We start from the raw sequence: 25,570 nt of genomic DNA, 5'->3' as shown, positions 1-25,570 counted from the left end.
TTCCACTAATTGGCAAGAGTCAAGATGGCACCTTTGCCATTGCCAGTGAAAACATTAACAGTTAATTATAATGAAAAAAATTTAGTATCTTGGCGCAAACTTAATGAAAATAGCCATAGCCCAACTCAACCCCACTATCGGCGATATTTCCCACAACGCCAAACAAATACTAGCAACAGCAGAAACAGCAGCCCAACAACAAGCGCGGTTGCTACTTACACCAGAATTATCCCTGTGCGGCTATCCTCCCAGAGACTTGCTACTGTATCCAGGTTTTGTTAAGTTGATTTCGCGGGAATTAAAGGCGATCGCAGCATCATTACCGAGAGGATTAGCGGTTTTAATCGGTACGGTAGAAAACAACCGCCAGGCAACTTATAAAGGGCAAAAACCATTATTTAACAGTATTGCTTTACTAGATGCCGGAGAAATCAAGCAAATTTTTCACAAACGCCTGCTGCCTACTTACGATGTGTTCGATGAAGATCGTTATTTTCAACCAGGATATGAAGCCAATTATTTTACCCTCGATGGGCTAAAAGTAGGGGTGACTATCTGCGAAGACTTGTGGAATGACGAACAATTTTGGGGCAAACGCAGCTATGAAATCAATCCACTTGAAGAGTTAGCGCAGTTGAATGTGGATTTTATGGTTAACCTGTCGGCATCACCCTATACCGTAGGCAAACAAAAGCTGCGGGAGTCAATGCTAAAACATGGAACGACTTCTTATCGAAAGCCGATCGTTTATGTCAATCAGGTAGGGGGAAATGACGATCTAATTTTTGATGGCAGTAGCTTGGTATTAAATAACGCAGGAGAAGTAGTTTATCGCGCTAAAAGCTTTGAGTCGGATTTAGCAGTAATCGAACTGGATGAGTTGCGATCGCCATTGCCTTCATCCCCAAACGTCTATGACATCGATGTAAATGAAGAGATCTATCGAGGGTTAATCTTAGGAGTGCGAGATTATGTCAGAAAATGTGGGTTTAAGTCGGCTTTATTGGGTTTGAGTGGCGGAGTTGATTCGGCTTTGGTAGCAGCGATCGCCACAGCCGCCTTGGGTGCCGAAAATGTTTTGGCGGTTTTGATGCCTTCTCCCTACAGTTCCGATAGTTCCATTAGCGATGCCCTAAAATTAATCGCAAATTTGGGAATTAACAGCCAGCAAATTGAGATTAGCAAAGCGATGACGGCTTACGATGAACTACTGACACCAATGTTTGAGGGTACGGAATTTGGAGTCGCCGAAGAAAACATTCAATCGCGGATCCGGGGTAACTTATTAATGGCGATCGCCAATAAGTTCGGACACCTACTCTTGTCTACGGGAAATAAATCGGAGTTGGCTGTAGGTTACTGTACCCTATATGGCGATATGAATGGAGGATTGGCAGTTATTGCTGACGTGCCCAAAACTCGCGTTTTTAGTATTTGTCAGTGGTTAAATCGTCACGAGGAGGTTATTCCCAACAACATTATTACCAAACCCCCCAGTGCAGAATTGAAGCCAGGACAACAAGATAGTGATTCTCTGCCTCCCTACGAAATTCTAGACGAGATTCTCGAACGGATTATTACTCACCATCAATCGGAATCAGAGATCGTATCGGCGGGATACGATTCAGACACAGTAGCTAAAGTTATTAAGTTGTTAACCCGCGCAGAATTTAAACGCCGCCAGGCACCTCCGGGGATTAAAATAACCGATCGCGCTTTTGGTACTGGTTGGCGTATGCCAATTGCCAGTAGTTGGACGGCAATGTATCAATAGTTTAGGCACTAGGCTCTAGGATGTATGGTAGTTTCTAGTGAGATAATTTATGGTTCGAGATCTTGGTTTTGGTTGATTGTCGATCGTTAATGGTTAATTGTCTCTCGAAGCTACTACATGAGAAAAGGTAAATGCTGAAAAAAATAAATTTGGATCGTCAAGGATTAATTCCCTATCTTTTTTTACTACCAGCGATCGCGCTGCTTTGTCTGACGGTATTTTTACCAGCAATTCAGGCTTTTTCTCTCAGCTTTACCGAATACGAATACGATCTAACTCAAGCACCAGAATGGGTTGGTTGGGCTAATTTTCAGCGGTTACTTGAAGATCGGGTTTTTTGGCAAACGATCGTCAACACGATTATCTATCTAATAGGTGTAGTACCTATTTTAGTCATCGTACCGTTATTTTTAGCGATTTTAGTCAATCAAAAATTAACAGGAATCAACTGGTTTCGCACGGCATTCTATACACCAGTAGTTATCTCTATGGTAGTAGCGGGAATTGCTTGGAAAGCCCTATATACTCAAAACGGTTTACTCAATCAATTTCTCCAGCAAATTGGCTTTACTGACGGTATTCCCTGGCTAACCAGTCCGCAACTAGCGATTTGGAGTGTGATGTTAGTTACGATCTGGAAAGGATTGGGTTACTATATGGTAATTTATCTGGCTGGTTTACAGGCGATCGCTCCAGAATTATACGAAGCAGCAGCGATCGACGGTTCCGATGGTTGGCAAAAACACTTTGATATTACCATTCCCCTAATGCGTCCCTATTTATTTTTGGTTGGGGTAATTTCGGCAATTTCGGCAACTAAAGTCTTTGAAGAGATTTACGTAATGACTCAAGGAGGACCACGCAATAGCACTAAAACTGTAGTTTACTATCTCTACGAGCGGGCTTTTCAAGATTTAGATATTAGCTATGCTTGTACCATTGGATTAGTCTTATTTTTAGGTATCTTGGGACTTTCAATTGCCAATTTATATCTCTCTAGTGCTCAAATCGATTGAACTAAAAATCGTATCCCAAACTTATTTGACCTGGAGTTAAATAAATTTCTGTAGTTGTTAAGGGCGATCGCTTTAGCCTAACAATTAATTTTCCCTCTGGGGTTACTCCCGTTACCTTTCCCTTGTCTCCCTCTACCGTAATTTGCTGTCCCAAATTAATTAGTAAATCTGAATAGTTAGCCACAAGCGTTTCTATTCCATCTTCAAGATAATCTCGATATCCTGAGAGAATACCGTAAGTTGCGATGGCAACTAACTGTTCTAATAAAGATATTCGCTCTCGATCGGCTAACAGGTTAATTCCTACTTCGGGAACGGGATTTTTCCAGTTGATACCCACCCCAACAACAGCCAGTGTGATACGTTGCCGTGAAACGCGAGTTTCGATTTTTATGCCTCCTAGTTTGCGTCCCCTCAGAATCAAATCGTTAGACCATTTGAGTAACACTAGTACGTCGTAGCGACGTAAAGCTGAGGCAACCCCATAAACAGTAGCCATAACCAAGTGGAAACTATCGTTCGAGGGAATACCAGGTGATATTGCCACCGAAAGATACATTCCCCCCGAAGGAGATAACCATTGCTTGCCCCATTGTCCTTTTCCTGCAGTCTGACGTAGTGCGATTACGGCTAAAGGAATGGTCGCTCCTTTATCGATTAATTCCCAGAGTTTTTGGTTAGTAGACGGTAGAGTTTCAAAAATATGTAAGGGAACGGGTAGAATTGAATTATTTCGATCTAACTTTAAAAAAGTTTGTCGATAAATTTTGACATCAAATGCCATCTTAAATTAAATAGAGTTTATCTACTTCGAGCTAGATAATTCTACTAAAAAACCGAGGCACAATATTAAATATTGTACCTCGATTAACAAACTATATTATGTAGTTAATTAAAAGATAGATATACTAGTCAATTGCTTTCTTGACTTCATCTTTAGCATTCTCTACTGAATGTTGAGCTGAAGCTTCAGCTTGTTTTTCTTTTCCTTCTACTTTATCTTCAGGATCGCCAGTTACTTTACCCATAGCTTCCTGAGCTTTACCTTCGATATTTTTAGCTGTAGCATTTGCTCTATCTTCGGTACTCATTTTTTTTCTCCCGATCTATATTTTTTATCTATATTTGAATAATAGATCGAACAACCAATTGCGATCGTCCACCAAAAGTGTTATTATGAAACACTTAACAAAACTATTGATACCAAAGCAATCTGACTAAAGATATAGCATTTCTGACTAGAATGAGTCGCTTGCGATCGCCAGAGCCAAGATCTTACCTATTCTTCATTTTTTATTATCTAACCCTATCCCAAATAAATTTTTAAAACTATATAGTATCCACTTAGTTAGTCAAACATAAAAAAACAGAGATTAATTGCATTAAACCTCTGCCTTGAATATTTTTATAAGTTTAACTGTTGATTGTCGATCGTTCTCAACTACTTACTTTTACCTGAGAATAGACTCCGTTTTCATCTTCATCGTACTTATCTTTGATTTTGTTCCAAGCTGCTTGTTCGGCTTTGATTTCGTCTTCAGTCTCGTTCAAAGCATCATTGTAAAACTTGACAAAATCTTGCTGCGCTTCAGTAGATAAGTGAGTTCGAATTTCAGGGGATAAATCCTCAGGGCTATTACATCCTTCGGCACAAGGGCGGGGTAAAGTAGTTTCGCTGACGTGAATATCTTCACCACCCGCGCTTTCAATTAGCATTTGGTACTCGCCCGTTTTGTCAGCAGGGACTTCAGCCATAACCAAAAAATCTCCAGCTTTAAGACGAGTTTCGTAAACTGCCGCTTTATCTTCAGGCATACCCAGGGTAGATAAGGCAGAAGCCAAGCCTCCACCAGCACCACCAGCGATCGCACCGGTTGCTGCACCGAGAAGTACGGAACCAATAGGACCAGCGGCAACTACCGAACCAACGAAAGGAATAAACAATACCCCTACGCCCGTTAGCAGGCTGAGTAACGAACCAAACAAAGAACCAAAGATTGCACCGGTACGTAGACCGCCTAAAATCACGTCTTTTTTAGAGATAAATCCGGCAATACGGGTTTGAGACTGAAAGTCTCTCCCCATTACCGAAATATGTTCGCTGTCCACGCCACGATCTATCAAGCGTCGAACCACATTGTCTATTTGTTCTTCTTCTTTAAGAACTGCGGTGATAGTTCGTTCTGCTTTATATTCTGTTTCTGCCATTCTTAAATTATTCGAGTATTTTTTCTGGTTTTAGGCTTTAACTGCGGGCTTAGTATCGGCACCTGGACGATCTCCACTAGGCTCGATTTCTTGTCCTTCTAGGAAAGAACGCAGCATCCAAGCCATTTCTTCGTGCTGTTCCATCAAACCAGTCAGAAAATCAGCAGTTCCTTCATCGTGAAACTCATCGGTGCACTTGTCAATGTGTTCTCTAAGATTGCGAATGATTTGTTCGTGATCGACGACTAGACGTTCTACCATCTTATTAGCATCGGGTAGATCGTTGGGATGTTCGCGAATCGTTCCTAGCTTGACAAAGCCTTCTGCAGTTCCTACGGGATAGCCGCCTAAAGCACGAATTCTTTCAGCGGTTTCATCAATATTAATTGTAATGGCTTCGTATTGTTCTTCCCAAAGCTCGTGAAGAGTGCGGAACTGAGGTCCGATTACATCCCAGTGATACTTTTTGGTTTTAATAATCAGTAAGTATTGATCGGCTAAATCTCGATTTAATAGCTCGATAACGCCATGAAGTTGCTCTTCTGTTAATCCAATGTTTATCTTAGGCATAATGAAGTGAGTTATAATTGATTATTGCTTGGGTTACGTTTTTATTAAAACAATATAAGTTTTAGAGATACATCTATTAAATGTAGTAATTACCAGGATTTTTTTCTAATCAGCTCTATCTAAAGTTAGATGTAAAAAAATAGAGCCAAATTGAGATTTTGACTCTACTTAAAATAAAAATTTAAAAAATTAGCAATAGATGCAACTGAGGTTTTACCGACTGATTAACCCGAGCTTACTACAGTTTAATATCTAGACCCTACCGTACTAATAGCAGTAGAGCGTCTCCTTTTTCGCGATGATAATTTGGGTTGAGGTTGTTCTGGAGTTTGCAGTAAGAAGACTACCGAAGGACGACTGCGTAATTCTCTTCTCATTAGTCTTTGTAAACTAGCTTCAATTTCCAGCCTAATTCCAGTCCAGTCTACTTCTAGTTGGTCATTGCTGTCGCCACTGAACTCATCCCAGCGATCGCGCAAAAGCGTTTCTAGGGTTTTGACGGTTAACTGATGCAGCAAAGATTTTTCCGCCGCTGTCACCACACCCTGTAGATGTAATGTAGGAGTAGCAAGTAGTTTGCCCGACCAGTCGACCGCCGCAGCGATAGTCACCACTCCGTCTTCGGCCAGCTGTTGTCTTTCTTTCATCACGTTATCTTGGACGATGCCAGCACGATCGACCAGTTCGATTCCCGAAGGTACTTCGCCATTAATGCCGATGCTGTCTTGGGTTAATTCGATGATATGTCCGTTTTTAATAATTACAATATTTTCTGCGAGCATTCCCATTGCCCGAGCCATTTCGGCGTGTTTGACGAGCATGCGATGTTCGCCGTGAACGGGAATAAAAAATTTGGGTTTGGTTAGAGCCAGCATCAATTTGTGGTCTTCCCGGGAGCCGTGACCTGAAACATGAATGCCTTCACTTTTACCGTAAACTACTTTGGCTCCCTGCATCATCAAGCGATCTATAGTATTAACCACGGCAATAGTGTTACCGGGAATGGGGTTGGCAGAAAAGACAATGGTATCTCCTTGTTTGACCTGAATGTGTCGGTGTTCGCCGTTGGAAATACGAGTCATGGCAGCTAGTGTTTCCCCTTGAGAACCCGTAGTCAAAATGAGCACTTTTTCATCCGGCAGACGATCGATCGCTTTTAAAGGCTCAAACAGCTCGTCGCGACATTTAATGTAACCCAGTTTGCGGGCATGAGCGATTACGTTGAGCATCGATCGCCCGATTACGGCTACTTTACGTCCGTGTTTTTCTGCCAACTCGAGAATCATATTCACGCGATGGACGGAAGAAGAAAAGGTAGTAACCATTAAGCGTCCTTCTGCTCGAGCGAATATCCGGTCTAGGTTGGGATATACCGAACGCTCTGAGGGAGTATGTCCCGGTACTTCGGCATTAGTCGAGTCACTCATCAGACATAAAACACCTTTTTCTCCATATTCAGCTAGTTTTTGCAGGTCGTAGTGTTCGCCGTCTACTGGAGTATGGTCGATTTTGAAGTCTCCTGTATGAATTAAAACTCCCAAAGGCGTGTGAATGGCAACGCTAAAGCTATCTGCGATCGAGTGGGTATTGCGAATATACTGTACCGAGAAGAATTTACCAATACGTACCGTGTCTCTTGGTAATACGCTCTTGAGAGTAGTGCGATCGCTTACTCCTGCTTCTTCTAATTTGTCTCTTAGTAAAGACATTGCCAAACGAGGACCGTAGATTACGGGAATATCGAATTGCTTGAGATGGTAGGCAATTCCGCCAATGTGATCTTCATGTCCGTGAGTGACAATCATACCCTTGATGCGCTCGGAGTTTTCCCTAAGATAGGTTATGTCGGGCAAAACGATATTGATACCGTGCATTCCATCTGAGGGGAAACCCAAACCCGCGTCTAAAAGAATAATTTCGTCTTCATACTCAAACACGCAGGTATTTTTGCCAATTTCGTGCAGTCCCCCTAAAGGAATAATTTTTAGAGTTGGTTTGTTTTCAATTTTGCTCATATGTTTTCTAGTATTTGTTGTTTAATTAATTAATCAAACTGTAAATTTGCTTGGTTAATATATAAATGTTTACGGTCGATTTTTTTGGTTGGAAGTACTCGAAATAAATTTCAAATTTATTTTTAATAGTTACTGCAGTGAGATAAAAATTAGATAGTTTTTGCTAAATATTATTAGCAAATTCATTATATTATTAGCAAATTCATTATTCATAAGTTTCTTAAATTATATAAATTTTTACATTACCTAAAAATTAAACATAATATATTTTGTATTGTAAATATATACTATAAATTCTAATAAGCTATTTTAATAGCTCGACATTCGAGTATTTAAGCGAACACTTAATAATAACAATAAAAATACTAAATTAGGTTTGAATTAGCCAAAATTGATTGCAACTTTTCAGTTAAATTCAATTCTAACTCGCTAAGAGGAGGGCGCAATCCACCTACATTCCACCCTTGTAGATTTAATGCAGCTTTGACGGGAATGGGATTAGTGGTCATGAATAAAGCTTCAAATAAAGGCAAAAGTTCAATTTGAATTGCAGTCGCTACTTGATTTTTGCCTTGTTTGAAGGCTCGAATCATTTCCTGGATTTGTTTTCCCACCAGATGGGAAGCTACGCTGACCACTCCTACTCCTCCTACAGCTAGTAGAGGTAGAGTCAACACATCTTCACCAGAATAAATCGCCAAATCGGAGCTCAGACGACGAATATTACAGGCTTGTTCGATACTACCGCTCGCTTCTTTAATCGCTACTATATTATCTATTTTTGCCAGCTTAGCTACCGTTGCCGCTTGGAGATTGCAGCTCGTGCGTCCTGGAACATTATAGAGCATCATTGGTAGCTCGGGACAGGCTTCGGCGATCGCCCGAAAATGGTGGTATAGTCCCGTCTGAGTAGGCTTATTGTAATAAGGTACTACCTGTAAAGAACCATCTAAATCTAGTTTAGCAGCTTTTTGGGTTGCAGCGATCGCTTCTGAGGTAGAGTTCGACCCGGTACCGGCAACGATCTTCGCTTTATTTCCTACCGCTCGTTTGACTACCCGAAACAACTCGTATTCTTCTGACCAACTCAAAGTAGGAGACTCGCCAGTAGTACCGCAAACTACTAAACCGTCGCTGCCAGATTCGACTAAATGAATGGCTAATTTTTCGGCAACTGCATAATTAACGCTGCCATCTTCAGCAAAGGGAGTCACCATTGCCGTTATTACTCTACCAAAAGGTTCATTAGTCATGGCGCGATCTGCTCCGTGAGGATTAAATAATAATATGATTAAATCTCGAATAGATTAAATTGCAACCGCTGAGGTAGAAGCAGTTAAAAGATCCTCAGCTAAAAGTAATTCTGCGATTTGTACGGCATTTAAAGCCGCGCCCTTACGAATTTGATCGCCACACAACCATAGTTCTATACTATTGGGATGAGAAATATCTTGGCGAATTCGTCCTACCAACACTGGATCTTTTCCCGTAGCATCGATGGGCATAGGAAAATAATTATTTTGCCAATCTTCGACTAATTTTACTCCCGGGGCAGCAGCCAGAATTTCTCTGGCACGTTCGACGCTAAAAGGACGTTCGAACTCGAGATTGACGGTCTCCGAATGGGCTCTTAACACCGGTACCCGCACGCAGGTCGCACTAATTTTTAGTTCCGGGGCAGCAAAAATTTTTCGCGTCTCATTGACCATTTTCATTTCTTCTTCACAATAGCCCTCTTGGTTGAGAGGAGAATTGTGGGGAAATAGATTAAAGGCAATGGGATGGGGTAAAACTTCGGTTTGAGGAGTTTCTCCCGCTAAAATCGCTCGGGCTTGGGCTTTTAACTCTGACATTGCCTTAGCACCGGCACCCGAAGCAGATTGATAGGTTGCTACGACAACTCGCTGGAGAGACTGTTCTCGATGCAGAGGATAAATTGCTAACCCCATTAAAATTGTCGTACAGTTGGGATTGGCAATAATACCCCGATGACGAGCTGCCGCTTGAGGATTAATTTCAGGCACCACCAAAGGTATGTCTGGATTCATCCGAAAGGCGCTGGAATTATCGATTACTACTGCTCCTGCAGCAACTGCAGTTTTTGCCCAGCTTTTAGCAGTGGAACTTCCTGCCGATGCCAAAACTAAGTCTATATTGTCGAATGAGTCTGGTGTAACCTCTGCTACATTTAACTTGGTGCCTTGAAACTCAATCTTGCTGCCTGCAGAACGAGCAGAAGCTAGTAATTTTAAATTTTTAATCGGAAATTGACGCTCTGCCAGCAATTCGAGTAATTCTCGTCCTACAGCCCCAGTCGCGCCCAAAATAGCGATATTTATTGCTTTTGACAATTGTTTATTTACCTCCAAACTTTTGCCTCACTGGTTTCGGCGATCGCGCGTAGATCGCTTTAAAAAAGTTAATTGTTAATTTGTTAATTCAACTAATCTTAATGTAGTCCCGATCGTACCATAAGGGATGGTTGTCAGTAGGTAATAAAATGTTGCAGACTGCAAGGTGGTGCCCGCGTACTTAAAGAAACATCAAGAAACATCAATCGAGCGAATTTACTTACCGACATAAAAAAGTTTTAATTTTATCTTTAAGTCACATTTGCGCTACTGAGATTCATAATAATAAAGAAAGAACGAGTAATTTAAATTATAAGCATCGATGAAAATATCCCAGGAAAAACTTCCCGACAGCCAAATCAGCTTGGAAATAGAAATTCCCGCCGAAGCATCGGGTAATGCCTACGAAGAAATGGTACGAAACCTTGCTAGTTCCAGTAATATTCCTGGGTTTCGCAAAGGAAAAGTACCCCGGCAGATTTTGCTTCAGAGAATTGGCAAGCAAAGAATTAAAGCTGCAGCCTTAGAAGAACTAATTCAAAAAACCATCCCTCAGGCGATCGAGCAGGAAGCGATTAATGCCCTCGGCAACTACAATTTACGCTCCAATTTTGAGGTACTACTAGAGCAGTACAATCCAGGGGATAGTTTGACCTTTGAAATCGCTGTAGACGTTCCTCCCACAGTAGAACTGGGAGAGTACCACAACCTCAAGGTTACTGCCGAAGAAATCGTCTACGATCCTCAGCAGGTAGAAGATAGTATCGAACAGCGTCGCCAACAACAGGCAGACTTAGTGCCAGTAGAAGAACGTGCTGCTGAAATGGGGGATGTCGCGCTAGTGGATTTTAAAGGTATGCTAGTCGGCGAAGATGAAGAAACCCAAGAAATCGAAGGAGGAAGTGCCACTGATTTTCAGGTGGAGTTAGTAGAAGGTAAACTGATTTCTGGCATGGTAGAAGGAATTGTCGGCATGAAGCCCGAAGATACTAAAGAAGTTGCGGTAACCTTTCCCGAAGATTATCCTCAAGAAGACTTGGCAGGAAAACCAGCTGTATTTAGCATTACTCTTAAGGAACTGAAAACTAAAGAGTTACCAGAATTAGACGATGACTTTGCCGAAGAAGCCAGTAATGGTGAATTCGAGACGATGGAGGCACTGCGAGAAGCTTTAGTCAAACAATTTCAAGAACAGGCAGAAAATCGCACCAAAGCCAATATCGATGAGGCGATCGCCCTAGCTTTACTAGAGCAAAGTAACGTCGAGGTACCAGAAACTCTAGTGCAGGAGGAAGTTACTGACGTTTTAACCAAAACCGTCGTGCAAATGCAGCAAATGGGACTGGATGTCAAGCAATTAATAACTCCAGACCGAGTACCGCAAATGCGAGACAGTGCCAAACCAGAGGCAATTGAAAACCTCAAAAAATCCCAAATTATCGAGGCAATAGCCGAACGAGAAAATCTCAAACCAGATGAAGGGTCGATCGCCGCAAAAATGGCGGAAGTCGAGGAAAACCTAGCAGGACAAGACCTCGATCGCGACAAACTGAGAAAGATGGTTACAGAAGACTTAACCAAGGAAAAAACTTTTGACTGGCTGCGAGATAAAGCAACGGTTGAGTTGGTTCCAGAAGGTTCTTTGAGCGAATCTCAAACCGAAACTGAGTCAGAAAGTACGGCTACCTCAGAAAGCACTGACGAAACTGAGGCGATCGAAGTAACAGCTTCTACAGTGAGTGAAGGCGAAACCTCAACCGAATCTGAATCAATTGAGTGATTCGATTTTGGGCGATTAACAGCTTGGTTTATCCCCAGCATCACCTTTTAAGACGAGAAAGCCTGCGGCGATGAGCGTCGATCGATTTCAACATCTCTCGAGCAGGCTGGCTCAAACCTTTAATTTTAGAGTGTAAGGCATAATAGTTATATAGAATTAAATCTGACTCTAAACTTAACTCAAGAAAAATGAAAGGTTAGAAAGACTCCGTCGAATTCGTCATCAACGCAACAAGCTGTAACTAGAAGTAATTAAAGTCTTGAAAAGCCCAACTTGTGGTTTTACTCGACGAGGCGGACTTGTCAAAGGAAAAAGGAAGTTGGCCGTTTCACTGAGATTAGATGATCGGCTTGGAGAGCAATCCTCATCCCTATTTGCTTTAAGTTAGTAAAGTATATAATTACAGCAATAAATCTATGATAGAATCCTACCTACCCTACAATCTTATTAGTAAAAATCGACCCGAAATTCAATCTCTGTATATAGACAACCCAATTAATGTTATTCCGATGGTCGTCGAGCAATCGGGCATCGGGGAACGAGCATTTGATATTTATTCTCGATTATTGAGAGAGCGAATCGTGTTTTTAGGTACGCCTATCGATGACAAAGTTGCCGACTCAATCGTCGCTCAGTTACTCTACCTAGAAGCAGAAGACCCAGAAAAGGATATTCAAATTTATATCAACTCTCCAGGAGGCTCTGTCTATGCGGGGATGGCCATATATGACACCATGCAACAAATTCAACCAGATGTGGTGACGATCTGTTATGGTATTGCTGCTAGCATGGGTGCCTTCCTGCTATCGGGTGGCACCAAAGGAAAACGAATGGCACTACCAAGCGCGAGAATTATGATTCACCAACCTCTAGGTGGGGCGCAAGGACAAGCAGTAGATATCGAAATCCAGGCGAGAGAAATTCTTTACATCAAAAAGAGACTCAACGAGCTAATTGCAGACCACACAGGTCAGCCTTTTGATAAAATCGCTGCCGATACCGAACGAGATTTTTATATGTCTTCGGAGGAAGCAAAAGAATACGGTTTAATCGATCGCACGATCTCTAAGTCGGTAACGGCAGAACTAACTAGCTAAAAAATTGCAATTCAAATCAGAGGTATAGGTATAAATGTCTAAGTACGACTCCCATTTAAAATGTTCGTTTTGCGGCAAATCCCAGGAACAAGTTAGAAAACTGATCGCAGGTCCCGGAGTATATATTTGTGATGAATGCGTCGAGTTGTGTAACGAGATTTTAGATGAGGAGTTGATGGAAGAGGGGACAGTAATGTCTTCTCCTGCCGTGCCCAATGGGGCAGAAAATAGACCCAGAACCAGAAAATCGCGCTCGGGCGGTATATCTTTTAACGATATCCCCAAGCCAAGAGAAATTAAGAATTGTCTGGACGAACACGTAATCGGACAAGAAGATGCAAAAAAAGTGCTTTCGGTGGGAGTGTACAATCATTACAAGCGGCTGAGCCTTACCAATGGCGGTCGCGACACCGACGATGCTGTAGAGCTACAAAAATCTAACGTCTTGCTAATCGGACCTACAGGCTGTGGTAAGACTCTATTGGCACAAACTCTAGCCAAGATCCTCCAAGTACCTTTTGCCGTGGCAGATGCTACTACTCTGACCGAAGCGGGATATGTGGGAGAAGACGTAGAAAATATCTTGCTGCGATTGCTTCAGGTAGCGGATTTAGACGTAGAGGAAGCCCAACGAGGGATTATTTACATCGACGAAATCGATAAAATTGCTCGCAAAAGCGAAAACCCTTCTATTACTCGCGACGTATCGGGAGAAGGGGTACAGCAGGCACTGTTAAAAATGCTAGAGGGTACGGTTGCTAATGTACCGCCTCAAGGAGGAAGAAAACATCCCTATCAAGACTGCATTCAAATCGATACCAAAAATATCCTCTTTATTTGTGGTGGTGCCTTTGTCGGTCTCGATAAAGTAGTCGAACGCCGCATCGGTAAAAAATCAATGGGCTTTATTCAACAAGGCGAAACTCCTGCTGCTCGAGGCAAACGAACTGCCGATATTTTGCAGAAGCTCGAGTTAGACGATTTGGTTAAATTTGGGATGATCCCCGAATTTGTCGGACGGATTCCCGTAACTGCAGCTTTAGAGCCCCTCGACGAGGATACTTTGGTTCAAATCTTGACCAAACCGCGTAATGCTCTAGTCAAGCAATATCAAAAGCTGCTGAGTATGGATAAGATCGAATTAGAATTTACCGAAGATGCCATTAGAGCGATCGCCAAAGAAGCTTACCGTCGTAAAACAGGAGCGAGAGCTTTGCGAGGCATCGTTGAAGAATTGATGTTGGAAGTAATGTACGAACTGCCCTCTCGTAAGGATGTCGCTCGCTGTACTATTACCCAAGAAATGGTCGAACAACGTTCTACCGCCGAGCTGTTGGTTCATCCTACTTCTTATCCCAAGCCTGAGTCTGCTTAAAACTTAGAACGCGAAACGATTAATTATAAATAAATATATATTAAATGGACTTAAGTAAAAAAGCTTTAATAGGTTTGAGAGCCGATCGCTTTCGTCACCCTTTAGATTTACAGGCAACCACTGCCCTTAAACAGGTGCCCGGCTTAGATATTGCGATTCGCAGTATACTCGGTTCGGTTGCCGAACAATTTTTCTATCTTAATAACATTGCTTCTAGCGTTTTAGTCAGCGAAAAACAGCTACCCGATCTTTACAAACTACTGTTAGAAGCCTGTCAAATTCTCGATCTCGAACCACCTCAACTATACGTACAGCAAAACCCGGTTCCTAACGCCTACACTTTTGCCATGCGAGGAAAACAGCCTTTCATCATGCTGCATACCTCCTTGATTGAGATGCTAACACCAGAAGAAATTCAGGCAGTAATCGCCCATGAATTGGGACATCTCAAGTGCGAACATGGAGTTTATCTAACCATTGCCAATATTATGATTTTGGCGGCAAATCTCTTGCCAACTTGGGGTGCGCTATTGGCTCAATCCTTACAGGAACAAATGTTACAGTGGGTACGCTGCGCCGAATTTAGCTGCGATCGCGCCGCTTTACTCGCCATACAAGACCCGAAAGTAATCATGTCGGTGCTCATGAAGTTAGCAGGGGGTTCTCCGACACTCGCTCCTCAGCTAAACCTAGATGCCTTTATCGAACAGGCTAAATCTTACGACGACATTGCCAAAAATGGTCTGGGAGAAGTGCTGCAAACCGCACAAAATGCCCAGCTCACCCATCCAGTTCCCGTAATTCGCGCCAGAGAAATCTACCGCTGGGCGAGTTCGTCTCAATATCAAGAGATTATCCAAGCTACAGGCGATCGGGCTGTGGAACAGAGTAAGGGTGGCTGGCGCAACTGGTAGAATTACTCATTACCTTTATTACCTGCATAGAATGAAAGGAAATTTTCTGCAGATTGTTGAGTGGTGATGGTCGTTCGAACTTCTATCAACAACGAACCGAATAACGAGCGAGGGAAAACTAACTAATGATCGACGAACGCAACGAACCCTATGAACTATCAACAAAATCGAAGTAAACTCACCTCATCGCTTTTATTACTTCGGCTTCGCTGTCGAATTTAAGTTTTGCCAGAATAGATAGTTATTAGACTGCATAAATGTGTTAGGATCGGTAATGATTCGGACTCGTGCGGTCATAACGCCCAAACCTTGTCAGGACCGGAAGGTAGCAGCAATACGGGATGCTTATGACAGGCGCGATATCCGGATCGCTATGAGCGTTACTCTACGAGCTACAGCACTAAGAACTTCTACCAACTTTAATATTGCGAACGCGGACGGGAACGCAGCCATGAGTCATTTGGGCAATTTGGATGGGTTCTCCTTTCCCACACATATTCGTACCGTACTGCATCCATTCTGACTTATTTCCTATAGCATCAACGCTATTCCAGAAGTCTGTAGTCATGCTGTGATAGGTAACATTTTTCAGCATGCCTACCACCTTCCCCTTCTTAACCTGCCAAAAAGCATCGCCCCCAAACTGAAAGTTACGTCGCTGTTGATCGATAGAATAACTGCCGATGCCGTCGATTAAAATTCCCTCTTCCGTATCGGCAATCATCTCGGCAAGAGTAGCAGTGTGGCTACCTCCAGCTTTTCCCGGTTCTAAACTCAGATTGGGAATACGTACCATTGGAATACTAGACCAGCTATCGGCGAAAGCACTACCATTACTACTATCTCTTCCAAGACGATAGGCGGTTTCTCGATCGGTGAGATAATCGTTGAGAATACCATCTTTAACTACGTACCACTCTTGGGCTGGTACACCTTCGTCATCGTAAGCCATAGTGCTACGTCCCTTTGGTTGGGTGCGATCGGCGACAAAATTGACCCAGGGGGCAGCATACTGTAATTTACCTAGTTTATCGGTAGTAGCAAAACTCGTTCCCGCGAAGTTAGCTTCGTAGCCATAAACTCGGTCTAATTCGGTTGGATGTCCGACAGATTCGTGGATAGTTAGAAATAGGTTGGTGGGTTTGAGAATTAATGTCGTCTCAGTATCAGCAGTTAGTTCTGGTGCGTTGAGCTTGGCGATCGCCTCAGTGGCAATTCGGTCGATGTTGTTTAATAAATCTTGTTTGTCGATGTGTTCGTAACCGACGTTTAGCGGGGGCAGTTCGTAACTTCTACCCTGTGCGTCGCCATTGGCGATGGCAGTACAACCCATACCGGCATAGCTGCGATAAATGGTTTGTTCGATATTAGAACCGACAGTAGAGGCAAAAATTTTATCTTCTCTAGTAAAGCGCAAGAAGGAAGAAGCTTTCTTAATACCGCGATCGCCATAAGCTAATAATTTATCGGTAATATCTAATAATAGTTCTGCTTTCTCGCCGATGGAGATCTCGAAAGGATCGATTTCGATTGGCGTAATGTATTTATCTTGATAGGCAGCAACGGGAACTAACTTTACCGGTTCTTGCTGAGTTAGATGGCTTCCCTTAGCAGTTGCTACTGCCAAATTAACAATTCTGGTTACTTCTTCTGGTGTTTTGTGATAGGAAGCGGCAAAACCCCACGCGCCATTTAGAAGTACTCTAATGCCAAAGCCAGAACTAACATTATCAGAAAGCCGTTTTAAAGAGCGATCGCTAGCGGAGAGATTTTGGTGACGATAATTGCCAATGCGAATATCGCCATATTCACAATCAGCTTGGCAAATTAAATCTATAGCTAAAGCTGTTAATTCTCGGTTAGTAGTCTTGGCGACAGGAGCTTGTACCATGTTAAATTATGCGATTAATTAGTAAGTTAAGTTAATTTTTTTTATTGTAAACAAAACCAGCGACCGACATAATGAATTAGGTTTTTTCTGTATGTGGCGAGTAGATTCGAGCGAGTTGACCTGCTTATAACCCGCAGTAATAGATAGAATTTTGTTAAGGAACTAATTTACTAGTCGATAGATTTATGACTGCTAGCAGCGATCGCCCGAAAATCATTAATTTTTATACTTCTCCTATTGGTAAAAAAATCGTTACGGGATTTACGGGTTTGGGATTAACTCTCTTCGTCCTGTTTCACATGACGGGTAATTTGGTATTGCTCAGTGATTCCCAAGCCTATAATCGGTTAGCGCATTTTCTCAACAGTTGGGGAATTTTTCTGTACGCCATTGAATTTGTCTTATTAGGGTTGGCTATTTTTCATATTGCGAGCGCCATTACTGTTAAGCTCAATAGCTACCAAGCTAGAGATACTAGATACAGCCAGTTTAAAAGTACGGGTACTCCCAGCAAACAATCCCTTAGTTCTCGTTCTATGGTGATTACGGGACTGGTATTATTAGCGTTTTTAATTTTTCACTTGCAGACGTTTAAATTTGGGACTTACTATTCTACTTCTATAGATGGTGTTGAAATGCGAGATTTGGCAAAATTAGTCATTGAAAAATTTCAACATCCTGCTTACGCCTTTGGTTACGCCGGAGTAATGATTTTTTTGGGATTTCACTTACGCCACGGTGTCTGGAGTGGGTTTCAATCTTTGGGATTGCTAAATTCTCGTCTCAGTCCTTCGATCTATACGATCGCCCTAATTTTAGCCGTCTTGATTACGATTGGTTTTATCGTTCTGCCCCTGGCAATTTATTTCGGATATTTGTAGCTTAGTGAATGTTCGAGCCTCGGTAACGCATTTTACTCTTCAATTCATTAGCTCTGGCAAAATGGGGAATATCGCTTTGATGACCGATAACAATCACTCTGTCTCCTGGGTGCAAAATAGTATGGCGGTCGGGATTTTTAATTACCGTACCGTCATGGCGACGTATAGCGATAATGATAAAAGCACTCTTGCCACGAACTTCTAGGCGATCGATAGTTTTGCCTATCAAGTTAGAACTCTGAGAAACTGCCAATTCGTCAATTTTTAAGTCGATTTGACTCAGCAATTCGTCTAGATAATCCCTTTCGTCTCGGTGTTCTAAATAGTTAGTTACGACGGGGCGAGTCATTAAATTAGCCATCCTCATTCCGCCAATGATTGCGGGTAACACCACCCGATCCGCTCCTGCTAATTTTAGTTTTTTTTCCGTAGTGGGTAACTCTCCCCGCGCTAAAATTGTCAATTTGGGATTGAGACCGCGAGCGGTCAGAGTAATAAAGACATTAACCGCATCATCGGGTAATACTGTCGCCAGCATTTTAGCGCGCTTAATTCCCACGCTTTGCAGGATATTTTCGTCAGCAGCATTGCCAGTTTGAGTTAAGTAACCCATTTGTTCGGCTTTAGCAACGCGATCGCTATCTAGATCGATAATTACGAATTCTAGTTTGGCTTGTTTTAGCTGTTGGGCTAAGATTTGTCCCATACGCCCGAATCCGCAAATAATGGCATGATTTTTCAAAGCATCAATTCCTCGCGATTTTCTATGTGCATCTAAAGCACGATGAATTTCTCCTTCAGTAATCATCTGTATAAAACCTCCTACGGTATATACTGCTGATGAAGTCCCAGCTAAAATCACTCCCATCGTAAAAATTTTCTCGGTTGGTGTTTCTAACGGTTCGACTTCGCCATAGCCAACCCCAAAGATAGTAATCACCACCATATAAACTGAGTCCATCACAGTCCAACCAAACGAGACATAGCCAATAATCGCAGCTACGAGCGTAATCGCAAAAAATATCCCTCCGATCCAAATTCGTTTGAAAGATGACATCTCGATTCGTCTTGGGTTAAATAAGGCGGCGATCGCTAAGGAAACTTTTAACATCATTAGCTATGCGACCTTATCGATTTAATCTCACTACCCGACAAGAATGCTGTGTTCGAGCATACGATAAATAAAATTTTTACTTTTAAGATTGGAACGGGGCGATCGCAAGTACTTACTAAAGTTAATAGTATACGGAGACTAAGCTGAGAACTTTTGAATTTGAAATAGATAAAATATTTTCAGTATTTTTATTGATTTGCTAGTTACTGAAAAAGATCGTCTTACAGAGAATAATGGCGAAATTACATTTTACAGCTCGCCTATAAAACTTTTTATCTAACTAGATTTATAAGCAAGAAAATCTAGAAATAATATATCGTTTTAATTGTTCAATCGCGATCGCACCAATCCAATAACCGTTTGTTTGAATATTTCTAGTTGTTCGGCTTTAGGCTGAGTTTCTTGCCAGACTTGTCTTTGCATCAGGCGATCGCACCAAGCTTCTATTTCAGGAAACCGACTCAGATCGTAACCCAGTTTAGCAATTAGAATTACTCCATTTCCCGCTACGATATCTCCCAAAGACAAGAGATCGCCACCAAAGTAAGGTTTATCTGCTAATAGTTCGACAAATAATTTTACTACTCTATCTAGTTTGCGTTTTGCCTGTTTCAGCTTGGGTGAATCTGGTTCTTCTACAATTAATGGAATTACCTCTGAACCTAGTTCGTTGGTCGTTACCATCTGCGCCATACGTACTATGGCTAATCTCTCTAATTCTTTTGGCAGTAATGCAGGTTGGGGATATTTGTGTTCGAGATAGTCTAATATTGCTAGAGATTCTAAGACACGAAAACCATCGTCTACGATTAAGGGGACATGATGAAATGGGTTTAATTTTAGATACTCTGGTTTGAACTGTTCGCCGTCTTTTAGATTGATAATAATGGGTTCAAAAGCGATCTCTTTCTCTAATAATGCGATCCAGACGCGACGAGCTAGAGGCGATAGGGGATGATAGTAAAACTGCAGCATAATATTTAAGGGGGTAGGAAATGGGGAATAGGGAATAAGATAATTCCTAGATTTATTCAGCGTGCTTGGCTATTTTCTATGGTGTTGATGTCGTGTATAAATTTTCTTCAGTTGTTCGGGTATGGCTAAAGGACGCATGGTATCTAGATTCATAAAAAATCCCACTTGAGTTGCCGTAGCTACTAACCGTTCTTTTAGATAAATTTCGGCTTGAAGAGTACAGCGAACCCGATCTAACTTAGAGATCCACATCTTAGCTATAGGGCGATCGCCCAATCTTAAGGCTCTTTTATACTCGATTTGAGTAGATGTAATTGTCGGACAGTAGCCTCGCTCTAACAGTTCTTCTAAAGGCAAATAGGTTGCTAGTATTTTGAGTCTTAAATCTTCTAGCCAGCGAATGTATACGATATTGCTCACAATTCCCGCAAAGTCGATATCGTAAGTCTGAATCAGCAGTGGAATCTCTACTTCAAAAGCTTTTTGAGATTGTGACATTAACATTATTTGTTTGCTGAATTTTTCAATAAGCGATCGCTCTCGACAAATTATTAGACTTGTTGCGAAATAGGCTTTAAAATTGCTTGAAACCTAGACACAGCAAATGTTTTAAGCGATCGGTATCTTTGAGAGCTGTAAGCTATATAGAATAAGCAGTTCAGCGACTTTTTCCGTTATTACGCAACAAGTCTATTAAGTATCAGTTGCCTTTTCCCAAAGAGCCTTTTTTAGTAATTCTGAAACTACAAATCCTATTACTAAAGCTCCTGCCATAAAATCAAACCAGATAAAAGTATGCATTTTAGGCAAAAACTTCGACATTTCACCGTAAAAATAATGCGTCGGACTAGATAAACCAGTCAAAGAGTAAATATTAAGACACAAATAACTCAAACATCGTTTTTCCTGGCTATAGAGCCAATAGCCAATCATACCCAGTAAGCTCATCGCACCCCAAGTAAGGTAAATTCCAGATGCCTTTATCCATTCTGGTTCCGGATATTTATCAATAAAGATGGCGTTATCCGTATAGTGAATGCTGGTAATGATAATGCTGACAATTATGATCGAAAGTAGTAGGTTTTGACTTTTCATAAATTATTCCTCAACTTGTATCTGGCTGCTATTTTTTAAGACCGTTCGGTCTGATTTGGGCTAAAAAATTTTGCTAATTACACTAGACTATCTAAGTAATCGTGAAGGCGATCGACAACTCGAACCATATGAACCCCATCTCGCTCTAGTTTGCTCATCATAATTGCCCCTTCTATAGTAGAAATAATCACCGTAGCCACTACATCAGGTTCTATTTGCAATCGCACCTCGCCTTTTTTGATTCCTTTTTCGACAATACGGACGATTAAACTGCGCCAAGAGTTCATTGCTTGTAAGGCGCGATCGCGTAAAGGAGAATCGGTATCATCGGTTTCTATAGCTGTGTTTAGTATGGGGCATCCTCCTGCAATTGGAGGATCGTCAATATAGTCGAGATAGCTAGATACCATCGCCTGCAATCTTTCTATAGCGTTAGTTTTAGTACGTACCGCCTGCCAGATTTTTTGACTCATAAGTGCATAAGCATAATCAAAAGCTTCTATAGCTAATCGATCTTTACTCGAAAAATGATTGTAAATTCCTCCTTTTTTTAATCCAGTCGCCTGCATAATATCGGCAATAGAGGAACCCGCATATCCTTTTTGGTTAAACAGTTTCGCTGCTTGTCGAATAATTTTGGCTTTAGTTGCTTCTGCTTTTGTCATAAGTAAATTAGTTATTAAGACCGTTCGGTCTTTAAATAGAATATCTCAATCTGGAACTTTTGCCTAATTAACTTTTTATGTCTCAAGACTTATTTATACTGGCGGCTAATTCGGTGATTGCGATCGGTTGTTCCAACTCTAGATAGTTTGTTCTATGAAAAAATAGGGTTATAAAGTAAATTAGATGCGGTCAACAAAGTGACTACTAAGAGTAGTAAGGAGGTATGAAACCCAGTTAGCTTTATAGCTATCAAGTAGAGGAGACAAATTATGAAATTTACCACAGCAACTATTTTGGGATTATTCGCCACATTAACCTTAGTTAATCCCCTTAAAGCAGAAAACCCCGCTCAAGTAGAACAGCTATTAAATACAGGTGAATGTCGGGGATGCGATCTTTCAAGCGCAAACTTACAGAATAGCCATCTAATCGGTGTAGATCTTCGAGATGCCAATTTAGAAGGAGCGAATTTATTCGGTGCTAATTTAGAAGGTGCAGATTTGACTGGTGCAGATTTAGAAGATGCAAATTTGGAATCTGCTTTCCTTACCAATGCCGTTTTAGATGAAGCTGATTTAGACAATGCAAATCTTACTGCTGCGACTATATACGATGCCAGCGTTACTGGTGCATCAATGGCTAATTTAGATCTGACTAAAGCCAAAATTTTTAACACTGGTATTGCCATTGGTGGTGGAGAAGAATAAGTTAATCGCGCTTTGAAAGTCTGGCTATGAAATAAGTTTTAGCTGAAAATAGCGTATAGACTTGGGAAGAGCGATCGCTTTAAAGTTTCTCTTTACCTCAGGCGATCGTCTTGCTAGAAAAGTAATTGTTATTTTTAGAGGAGAAATTCCCAAATCCGTAAAGAATTTTATCCTACTATTTCATGGGATTGAAAGTAATTCAATCTAAGTTCAGCATTAGTTTTATTCAAACAATTTGCTAGCGGTGAAATAAACGAGGTTGAATTAGATAATTGGATTGAGGAAAAATCTATAGAAAGTGAGTAGCGATTGCATTCATAACAGATAATATTCGGTCATTTTTGTTAAGCGATTGCATTAGCTATAAAAGTAAAGTAAATTTACCTCTCAAACTATTGCTCGTATTTACACGTTATCAATAGTAGCTTTTCAAAAGCTTGTCTAAAAGCAATCTTAAACTATTAGAGACTAGCGATTAATTGATGGAATACAGTTTGTACAAATCGCAGAAGAAATTCTTTACTATTTGCTGTGCTTTCTTATGTTCTAGAAACTCATATCCATCGAATCTATATAACTCATATCCTGAAAGTTTTAACCGTCTATCCTCTGCAACCATCTCGGCATAAAGATAAGGACTTGCTCGCTCATTTTCGGAATAATGTTGTTTACCGTCTATTTCAATTATGATATTTTTACCATATGGAAGCAATAATAAAAAATCCATTCTTTGCCGAACTAATCGCTTCAAACCGTTTAGTTGCTTGCACGTATAAGGATCGTAGTGCAAGTAGACTTGTGGAATTAACGCAGGAAGTTTATCTCCTAACTTGTCAAAAAAAGTTTTGTAATATATTGAAAATAAGAGTTTTTCTGAATTGTTATTTTCAATAGATGCTTGCAGCCTTTGGAAAAGGCTACGACGTTGTTCGGAACGAGTTTTAGAAATTAAATTTTCACGATCTCGCCACCAATCTACTAACTCTTCCCACAAAAGCCCTTTTTCTGGAAGTGGTCTGTCATATACGAGACAGTATTCTTCATTTCTAACAATTTTAATATCATTGGTAGTCGCATCAGTTAAAACAATTTCAGGTTTGAGTCCATTTGCGGCAAAAATTAGATTTTTAAACTTACCGCTATTGCCGCGATGACAAGCTTCAAGTTTTAAAATTATTGCTTGATACTCATCGTAAATTTCTTGTTTTCTATCCTTATCTTGTACATCAAAAGATGAAATAGGAAATTTTTTAAATACTCCTTTCAAAATCTTAGCTTGTTCCAAAGAATTTACTTCTTCAAGAATACGAATAAACTTTTCTCTCGTAGTGCCAGGTTCATAATTTGCCACGTCAATATCTAAATCGCAGTAGTAAGAATAGAACTCGTAATGTTTCTTATAAGAAAAGCCATTAAGATATCCTTCAGATACTTCAATATAATCATTAACTAATCTACAATATAATCATTAACTAATCTATATATTTCAGAAACTAATCTATATATTTCAGATTGTTTGAGCATTCCCAGTTGAGCAAACTACTAAACTTAACATATTAGTTATCACGCCAAGATTCGGACTGTACTATCCTAACCTCAGTTTCTTTAATAAAAAACCCATCTTTACTAAACTGCGATTTTAATAAATAGGCAGTGAAAACAAAATAAATATAAAAAGGATCCCACAAATTAATTCATCGTAGATTGCCTAATCAATCTACACTTTTACCTTGAGGCAAGAGTAAGTTTAAAATCACGCCTACGATACTGCATAACCCAATTCCCTCTAACGCAAACGCTCCTGCCTCAAAGCTCATTCCGCCTACTCCTAGTACCAAAATTGTTGCCATAATTACGGTGTTACGTGGCTGGAGTAAATCATCTCCAGAACGCACCAGAGTATTAACGCCGATAGTTACAATCGTACCAAACAAAATAATTAAGATTCCGCCCATTATTGGGGTGGGAATTGTTTGTAGTAAAGCTCCTAGTTTACCTGCAAAGGAAAGCAGAATTGCAAATAGTGCAGCCCAAGTCATAATGGCAGGATTAAATATTTTAGTTAGGGCTACTGCGCCAGTGACTTCAGAATAAGTCGTATTGGGAGGACCTCCTAAAAATGCTGCCAGAGTTGTTGCCAAGCCATCTCCTAATAAAGTGCGATGAATGCCAGGATCGCGGAGAAAATCTTGTTTACTGACGGAAGAAATCGCCAGGATATCGCCAAAATGTTCTACCGCAGGTGCGATCGCTACTGGTAGGATAAATAAGATTGCAGGTAAACTAAAAGTCGGTAGGGTAAACGGCGGCACTGCTAACCAGGAAGCTTCGCCTACAGGAGTAAAATCGACAATTCCTAAAAGCAAAGATATTACATAACCGACGGTAATACCAATCAAAATTGGTATCAAACGCAGCAAACCCCGTGCCAAGATAGCTGCCAACATAGTCGTTAGCAAGGAAACAGCTGCAACTATTAAGGCTACAGTTTCACTATAATTATCCCCGGCTGTAGTTGCCATTTCTACTGCAGTTGGAGCTAATGCTAAACCTATAACCATAATTACGGAACCAGTAACTATAGGGGGTAGTATTCTGACTATAATTTGCGAACCGCGCCAAAAAATAATTAAGCTGAAAACTAAATAAAGCAATCCTGCTGCTGCTAGTCCAGATAGAGTAGCCGACACGCCGTATTCTTCGACGCTAAAAGTAATTGGGGCAACAAAGGCAAAGGAAGATGCCAGATATACGGGCACTTTTCCTCCTGTAACCAACTGAAAAAATAGCGTTCCCAATCCAGAAGTAAACAGAGCCACGTTGGGATCTAGTCCCACTAAAATAGGCACTAACACTAAAGCTCCAAACGCAACAAACAGCATTTGCAAACCCAAGCCGATATCTCTGAAACGCAGCTTGTAAGTAGTAGACATTAATCTTTGCGGTGCCGAGTCGGTAGATTGAGTAGCTTTGCTCATAATCGATTGGTTTTGTCTGAAGAGAGACAGGCAGAAAATTAAATTAAAGTTGTTAACTATTCAATATCATCTCTTCTACTCTCCAAACTAGGCAGTATTGGTCGTAACCGAATACAATCGCGATCGCAACTACGATCGAGAATAGTTTGTCAAATTGAGTTTT

23 protein-coding genes and 1 other RNA gene are annotated in these 25,570 nt (G+C 41.0%); 9 read left to right on the top strand and 15 right to left on the bottom strand.

The features are described 5' to 3' along the window. The first annotated feature begins 103 nt into the window (after nucleotides 1-103). Both ACLFKQ_RS10470 and ACLFKQ_RS10465 read left to right on the top strand, forming a co-directional pair. A complete protein-coding gene (locus tag ACLFKQ_RS10470; protein WP_448999770.1) occupies nucleotides 104-1,774 on the top strand; it encodes an NAD+ synthase in 1,671 nt (556 codons plus the stop codon). 131 nt (nucleotides 1,775-1,905) lie between these two features. Next, nucleotides 1,906-2,790, top strand: a complete 885-nt coding sequence (locus tag ACLFKQ_RS10465; RefSeq protein WP_448999769.1) for a carbohydrate ABC transporter permease — start codon at nucleotides 1,906-1,908, stop codon at nucleotides 2,788-2,790. Nucleotide 2,791: 1 nt separating this feature from the next. Here ACLFKQ_RS10465 and ACLFKQ_RS10460 read toward each other — a convergent pair whose 3' ends face one another. The 7 genes from ACLFKQ_RS10460 to ACLFKQ_RS10430 form a co-directional block, all read right to left on the bottom strand. Continuing rightward, the gene (locus tag ACLFKQ_RS10460; RefSeq protein ID WP_448999768.1) at nucleotides 2,792-3,574 is read right to left on the bottom strand and encodes a biotin--[acetyl-CoA-carboxylase] ligase; all 783 of its coding nucleotides are present in this window, start codon (nucleotides 3,572-3,574) and stop codon (nucleotides 2,792-2,794) included. A gap of 124 nt (nucleotides 3,575-3,698) precedes the next feature. Next, nucleotides 3,699-3,881: a CsbD family protein gene (locus ACLFKQ_RS10455; RefSeq protein ID WP_448999767.1), complete on the bottom strand. Its 183-nt coding sequence runs from the start codon at nucleotides 3,879-3,881 to the stop codon at nucleotides 3,699-3,701. A gap of 346 nt (nucleotides 3,882-4,227) precedes the next feature. Then, nucleotides 4,228-4,998 (bottom strand): ChaB family protein, encoded by a 771-nt coding sequence (locus ACLFKQ_RS10450; protein ID WP_448999766.1) that lies wholly within the window; start codon nucleotides 4,996-4,998, stop codon nucleotides 4,228-4,230. A gap of 30 nt (nucleotides 4,999-5,028) precedes the next feature. Then, nucleotides 5,029-5,568, bottom strand: coding sequence for a Dps family protein (locus ACLFKQ_RS10445; protein WP_448999765.1), 540 nt, complete (start codon nucleotides 5,566-5,568; stop codon nucleotides 5,029-5,031). Nucleotides 5,569-5,813: 245 nt separating this feature from the next. Then, nucleotides 5,814-7,583 (bottom strand): ribonuclease J, encoded by a 1,770-nt coding sequence (locus ACLFKQ_RS10440; RefSeq protein WP_448999764.1) that lies wholly within the window; start codon nucleotides 7,581-7,583, stop codon nucleotides 5,814-5,816. A 365-nt stretch (nucleotides 7,584-7,948) separates the two neighbouring features. Then, the gene (dapA, locus tag ACLFKQ_RS10435; RefSeq protein WP_448999763.1) at nucleotides 7,949-8,836 is read right to left on the bottom strand and encodes a 4-hydroxy-tetrahydrodipicolinate synthase; all 888 of its coding nucleotides are present in this window, start codon (nucleotides 8,834-8,836) and stop codon (nucleotides 7,949-7,951) included. Nucleotides 8,837-8,890: 54 nt separating this feature from the next. Next, complete coding sequence (locus ACLFKQ_RS10430; RefSeq protein ID WP_448999762.1) at nucleotides 8,891-9,934, bottom strand: aspartate-semialdehyde dehydrogenase; 1,044 nt, start codon at nucleotides 9,932-9,934, stop codon at nucleotides 8,891-8,893. Nucleotides 9,935-10,256: 322 nt separating this feature from the next. Between ACLFKQ_RS10430 and tig the strand changes: the two genes are divergently transcribed. The 5 genes from tig (at nucleotide 10,257) to ffs (ending at nucleotide 15,473) form a co-directional block, all read left to right on the top strand. After that, nucleotides 10,257-11,714 (top strand): trigger factor, encoded by a 1,458-nt coding sequence (gene tig, locus ACLFKQ_RS10425; protein ID WP_448999761.1) that lies wholly within the window; start codon nucleotides 10,257-10,259, stop codon nucleotides 11,712-11,714. A 416-nt stretch (nucleotides 11,715-12,130) separates the two neighbouring features. Continuing rightward, nucleotides 12,131-12,811: an ATP-dependent Clp endopeptidase proteolytic subunit ClpP gene (clpP, locus tag ACLFKQ_RS10420; protein ID WP_448999760.1), complete on the top strand. Its 681-nt coding sequence runs from the start codon at nucleotides 12,131-12,133 to the stop codon at nucleotides 12,809-12,811. Between the two features lie 34 nt (nucleotides 12,812-12,845). After that, nucleotides 12,846-14,186 (top strand): ATP-dependent protease ATP-binding subunit ClpX, encoded by a 1,341-nt coding sequence (gene clpX, locus ACLFKQ_RS10415; protein ID WP_448999759.1) that lies wholly within the window; start codon nucleotides 12,846-12,848, stop codon nucleotides 14,184-14,186. Nucleotides 14,187-14,230: 44 nt separating this feature from the next. Beyond that, entirely contained in the window at nucleotides 14,231-15,100 is an 870-nt protein-coding gene (locus ACLFKQ_RS10410; RefSeq protein WP_448999758.1) for a M48 family metallopeptidase, read from the top strand. 276 nt (nucleotides 15,101-15,376) lie between these two features. After that, nucleotides 15,377-15,473, top strand: an RNA gene (gene ffs / locus ACLFKQ_RS10405) — signal recognition particle sRNA small type. Between the two features lie 27 nt (nucleotides 15,474-15,500). Here ffs and ACLFKQ_RS10400 read toward each other — a convergent pair. Continuing rightward, nucleotides 15,501-16,991 carry a TldD/PmbA family protein gene (locus ACLFKQ_RS10400; RefSeq protein ID WP_448999757.1) on the bottom strand — a complete coding sequence of 497 codons (1,491 nt, stop codon included), beginning with the start codon at nucleotides 16,989-16,991 and terminating at the stop codon, nucleotides 15,501-15,503. Nucleotides 16,992-17,176: 185 nt separating this feature from the next. Between ACLFKQ_RS10400 and ACLFKQ_RS10395 the strand changes: the two genes are divergently transcribed. Then, nucleotides 17,177-17,872: a succinate dehydrogenase cytochrome b subunit gene (locus tag ACLFKQ_RS10395; protein ID WP_448999756.1), complete on the top strand. Its 696-nt coding sequence runs from the start codon at nucleotides 17,177-17,179 to the stop codon at nucleotides 17,870-17,872. A gap of 1 nt (nucleotide 17,873) precedes the next feature. Here the strand turns inward: ACLFKQ_RS10395 and ACLFKQ_RS10390 are convergent, their stop codons facing one another. The 5 genes from ACLFKQ_RS10390 to ACLFKQ_RS10370 all read right to left on the bottom strand — a co-directional run bounded on the left by ACLFKQ_RS10390 (nucleotide 17,874) and on the right by ACLFKQ_RS10370 (nucleotide 21,721). Further along, nucleotides 17,874-18,986 carry a potassium channel family protein gene (locus ACLFKQ_RS10390; protein WP_448999755.1) on the bottom strand — a complete coding sequence of 371 codons (1,113 nt, stop codon included), beginning with the start codon at nucleotides 18,984-18,986 and terminating at the stop codon, nucleotides 17,874-17,876. Nucleotides 18,987-19,307: 321 nt separating this feature from the next. Continuing rightward, nucleotides 19,308-19,961 carry a glutathione S-transferase family protein gene (locus tag ACLFKQ_RS10385; protein WP_448999754.1) on the bottom strand — a complete coding sequence of 218 codons (654 nt, stop codon included), beginning with the start codon at nucleotides 19,959-19,961 and terminating at the stop codon, nucleotides 19,308-19,310. Between the two features lie 69 nt (nucleotides 19,962-20,030). Next, nucleotides 20,031-20,459 carry an acyl-CoA thioesterase gene (locus ACLFKQ_RS10380; protein ID WP_448999753.1) on the bottom strand — a complete coding sequence of 143 codons (429 nt, stop codon included), beginning with the start codon at nucleotides 20,457-20,459 and terminating at the stop codon, nucleotides 20,031-20,033. A gap of 195 nt (nucleotides 20,460-20,654) precedes the next feature. After that, nucleotides 20,655-21,056: a hypothetical protein gene (locus tag ACLFKQ_RS10375; RefSeq protein WP_448999752.1), complete on the bottom strand. Its 402-nt coding sequence runs from the start codon at nucleotides 21,054-21,056 to the stop codon at nucleotides 20,655-20,657. A 77-nt stretch (nucleotides 21,057-21,133) separates the two neighbouring features. Beyond that, nucleotides 21,134-21,721 (bottom strand): TetR/AcrR family transcriptional regulator, encoded by a 588-nt coding sequence (locus ACLFKQ_RS10370; RefSeq protein ID WP_448999751.1) that lies wholly within the window; start codon nucleotides 21,719-21,721, stop codon nucleotides 21,134-21,136. 270 nt (nucleotides 21,722-21,991) lie between these two features. Between ACLFKQ_RS10370 and ACLFKQ_RS10365 the strand changes: the two genes are divergently transcribed. Further along, nucleotides 21,992-22,429, top strand: coding sequence for a pentapeptide repeat-containing protein (locus ACLFKQ_RS10365; protein WP_448999750.1), 438 nt, complete (start codon nucleotides 21,992-21,994; stop codon nucleotides 22,427-22,429). A 475-nt stretch (nucleotides 22,430-22,904) separates the two neighbouring features. Here ACLFKQ_RS10365 and ACLFKQ_RS10360 read toward each other — a convergent pair whose 3' ends face one another. Both ACLFKQ_RS10360 and ACLFKQ_RS10355 read right to left on the bottom strand, forming a co-directional pair. Further along, the gene (locus ACLFKQ_RS10360) at nucleotides 22,905-23,780 is read right to left on the bottom strand and encodes a DUF559 domain-containing protein (protein ID WP_448999749.1); all 876 of its coding nucleotides are present in this window, start codon (nucleotides 23,778-23,780) and stop codon (nucleotides 22,905-22,907) included. A gap of 361 nt (nucleotides 23,781-24,141) precedes the next feature. Then, a complete protein-coding gene (locus ACLFKQ_RS10355) occupies nucleotides 24,142-25,407 on the bottom strand; it encodes a uracil-xanthine permease family protein (RefSeq protein WP_448999748.1) in 1,266 nt (421 codons plus the stop codon). Nucleotides 25,408-25,570 lie beyond the last annotated feature (163 nt).

The sequence above is a fragment of the Myxosarcina sp. GI1(2024) genome (assembly GCF_053543375.1).
The sequence above is the reverse complement of the archived record's forward strand: the minus strand, read 5'-3'. Positions and strand labels throughout refer to the sequence as shown.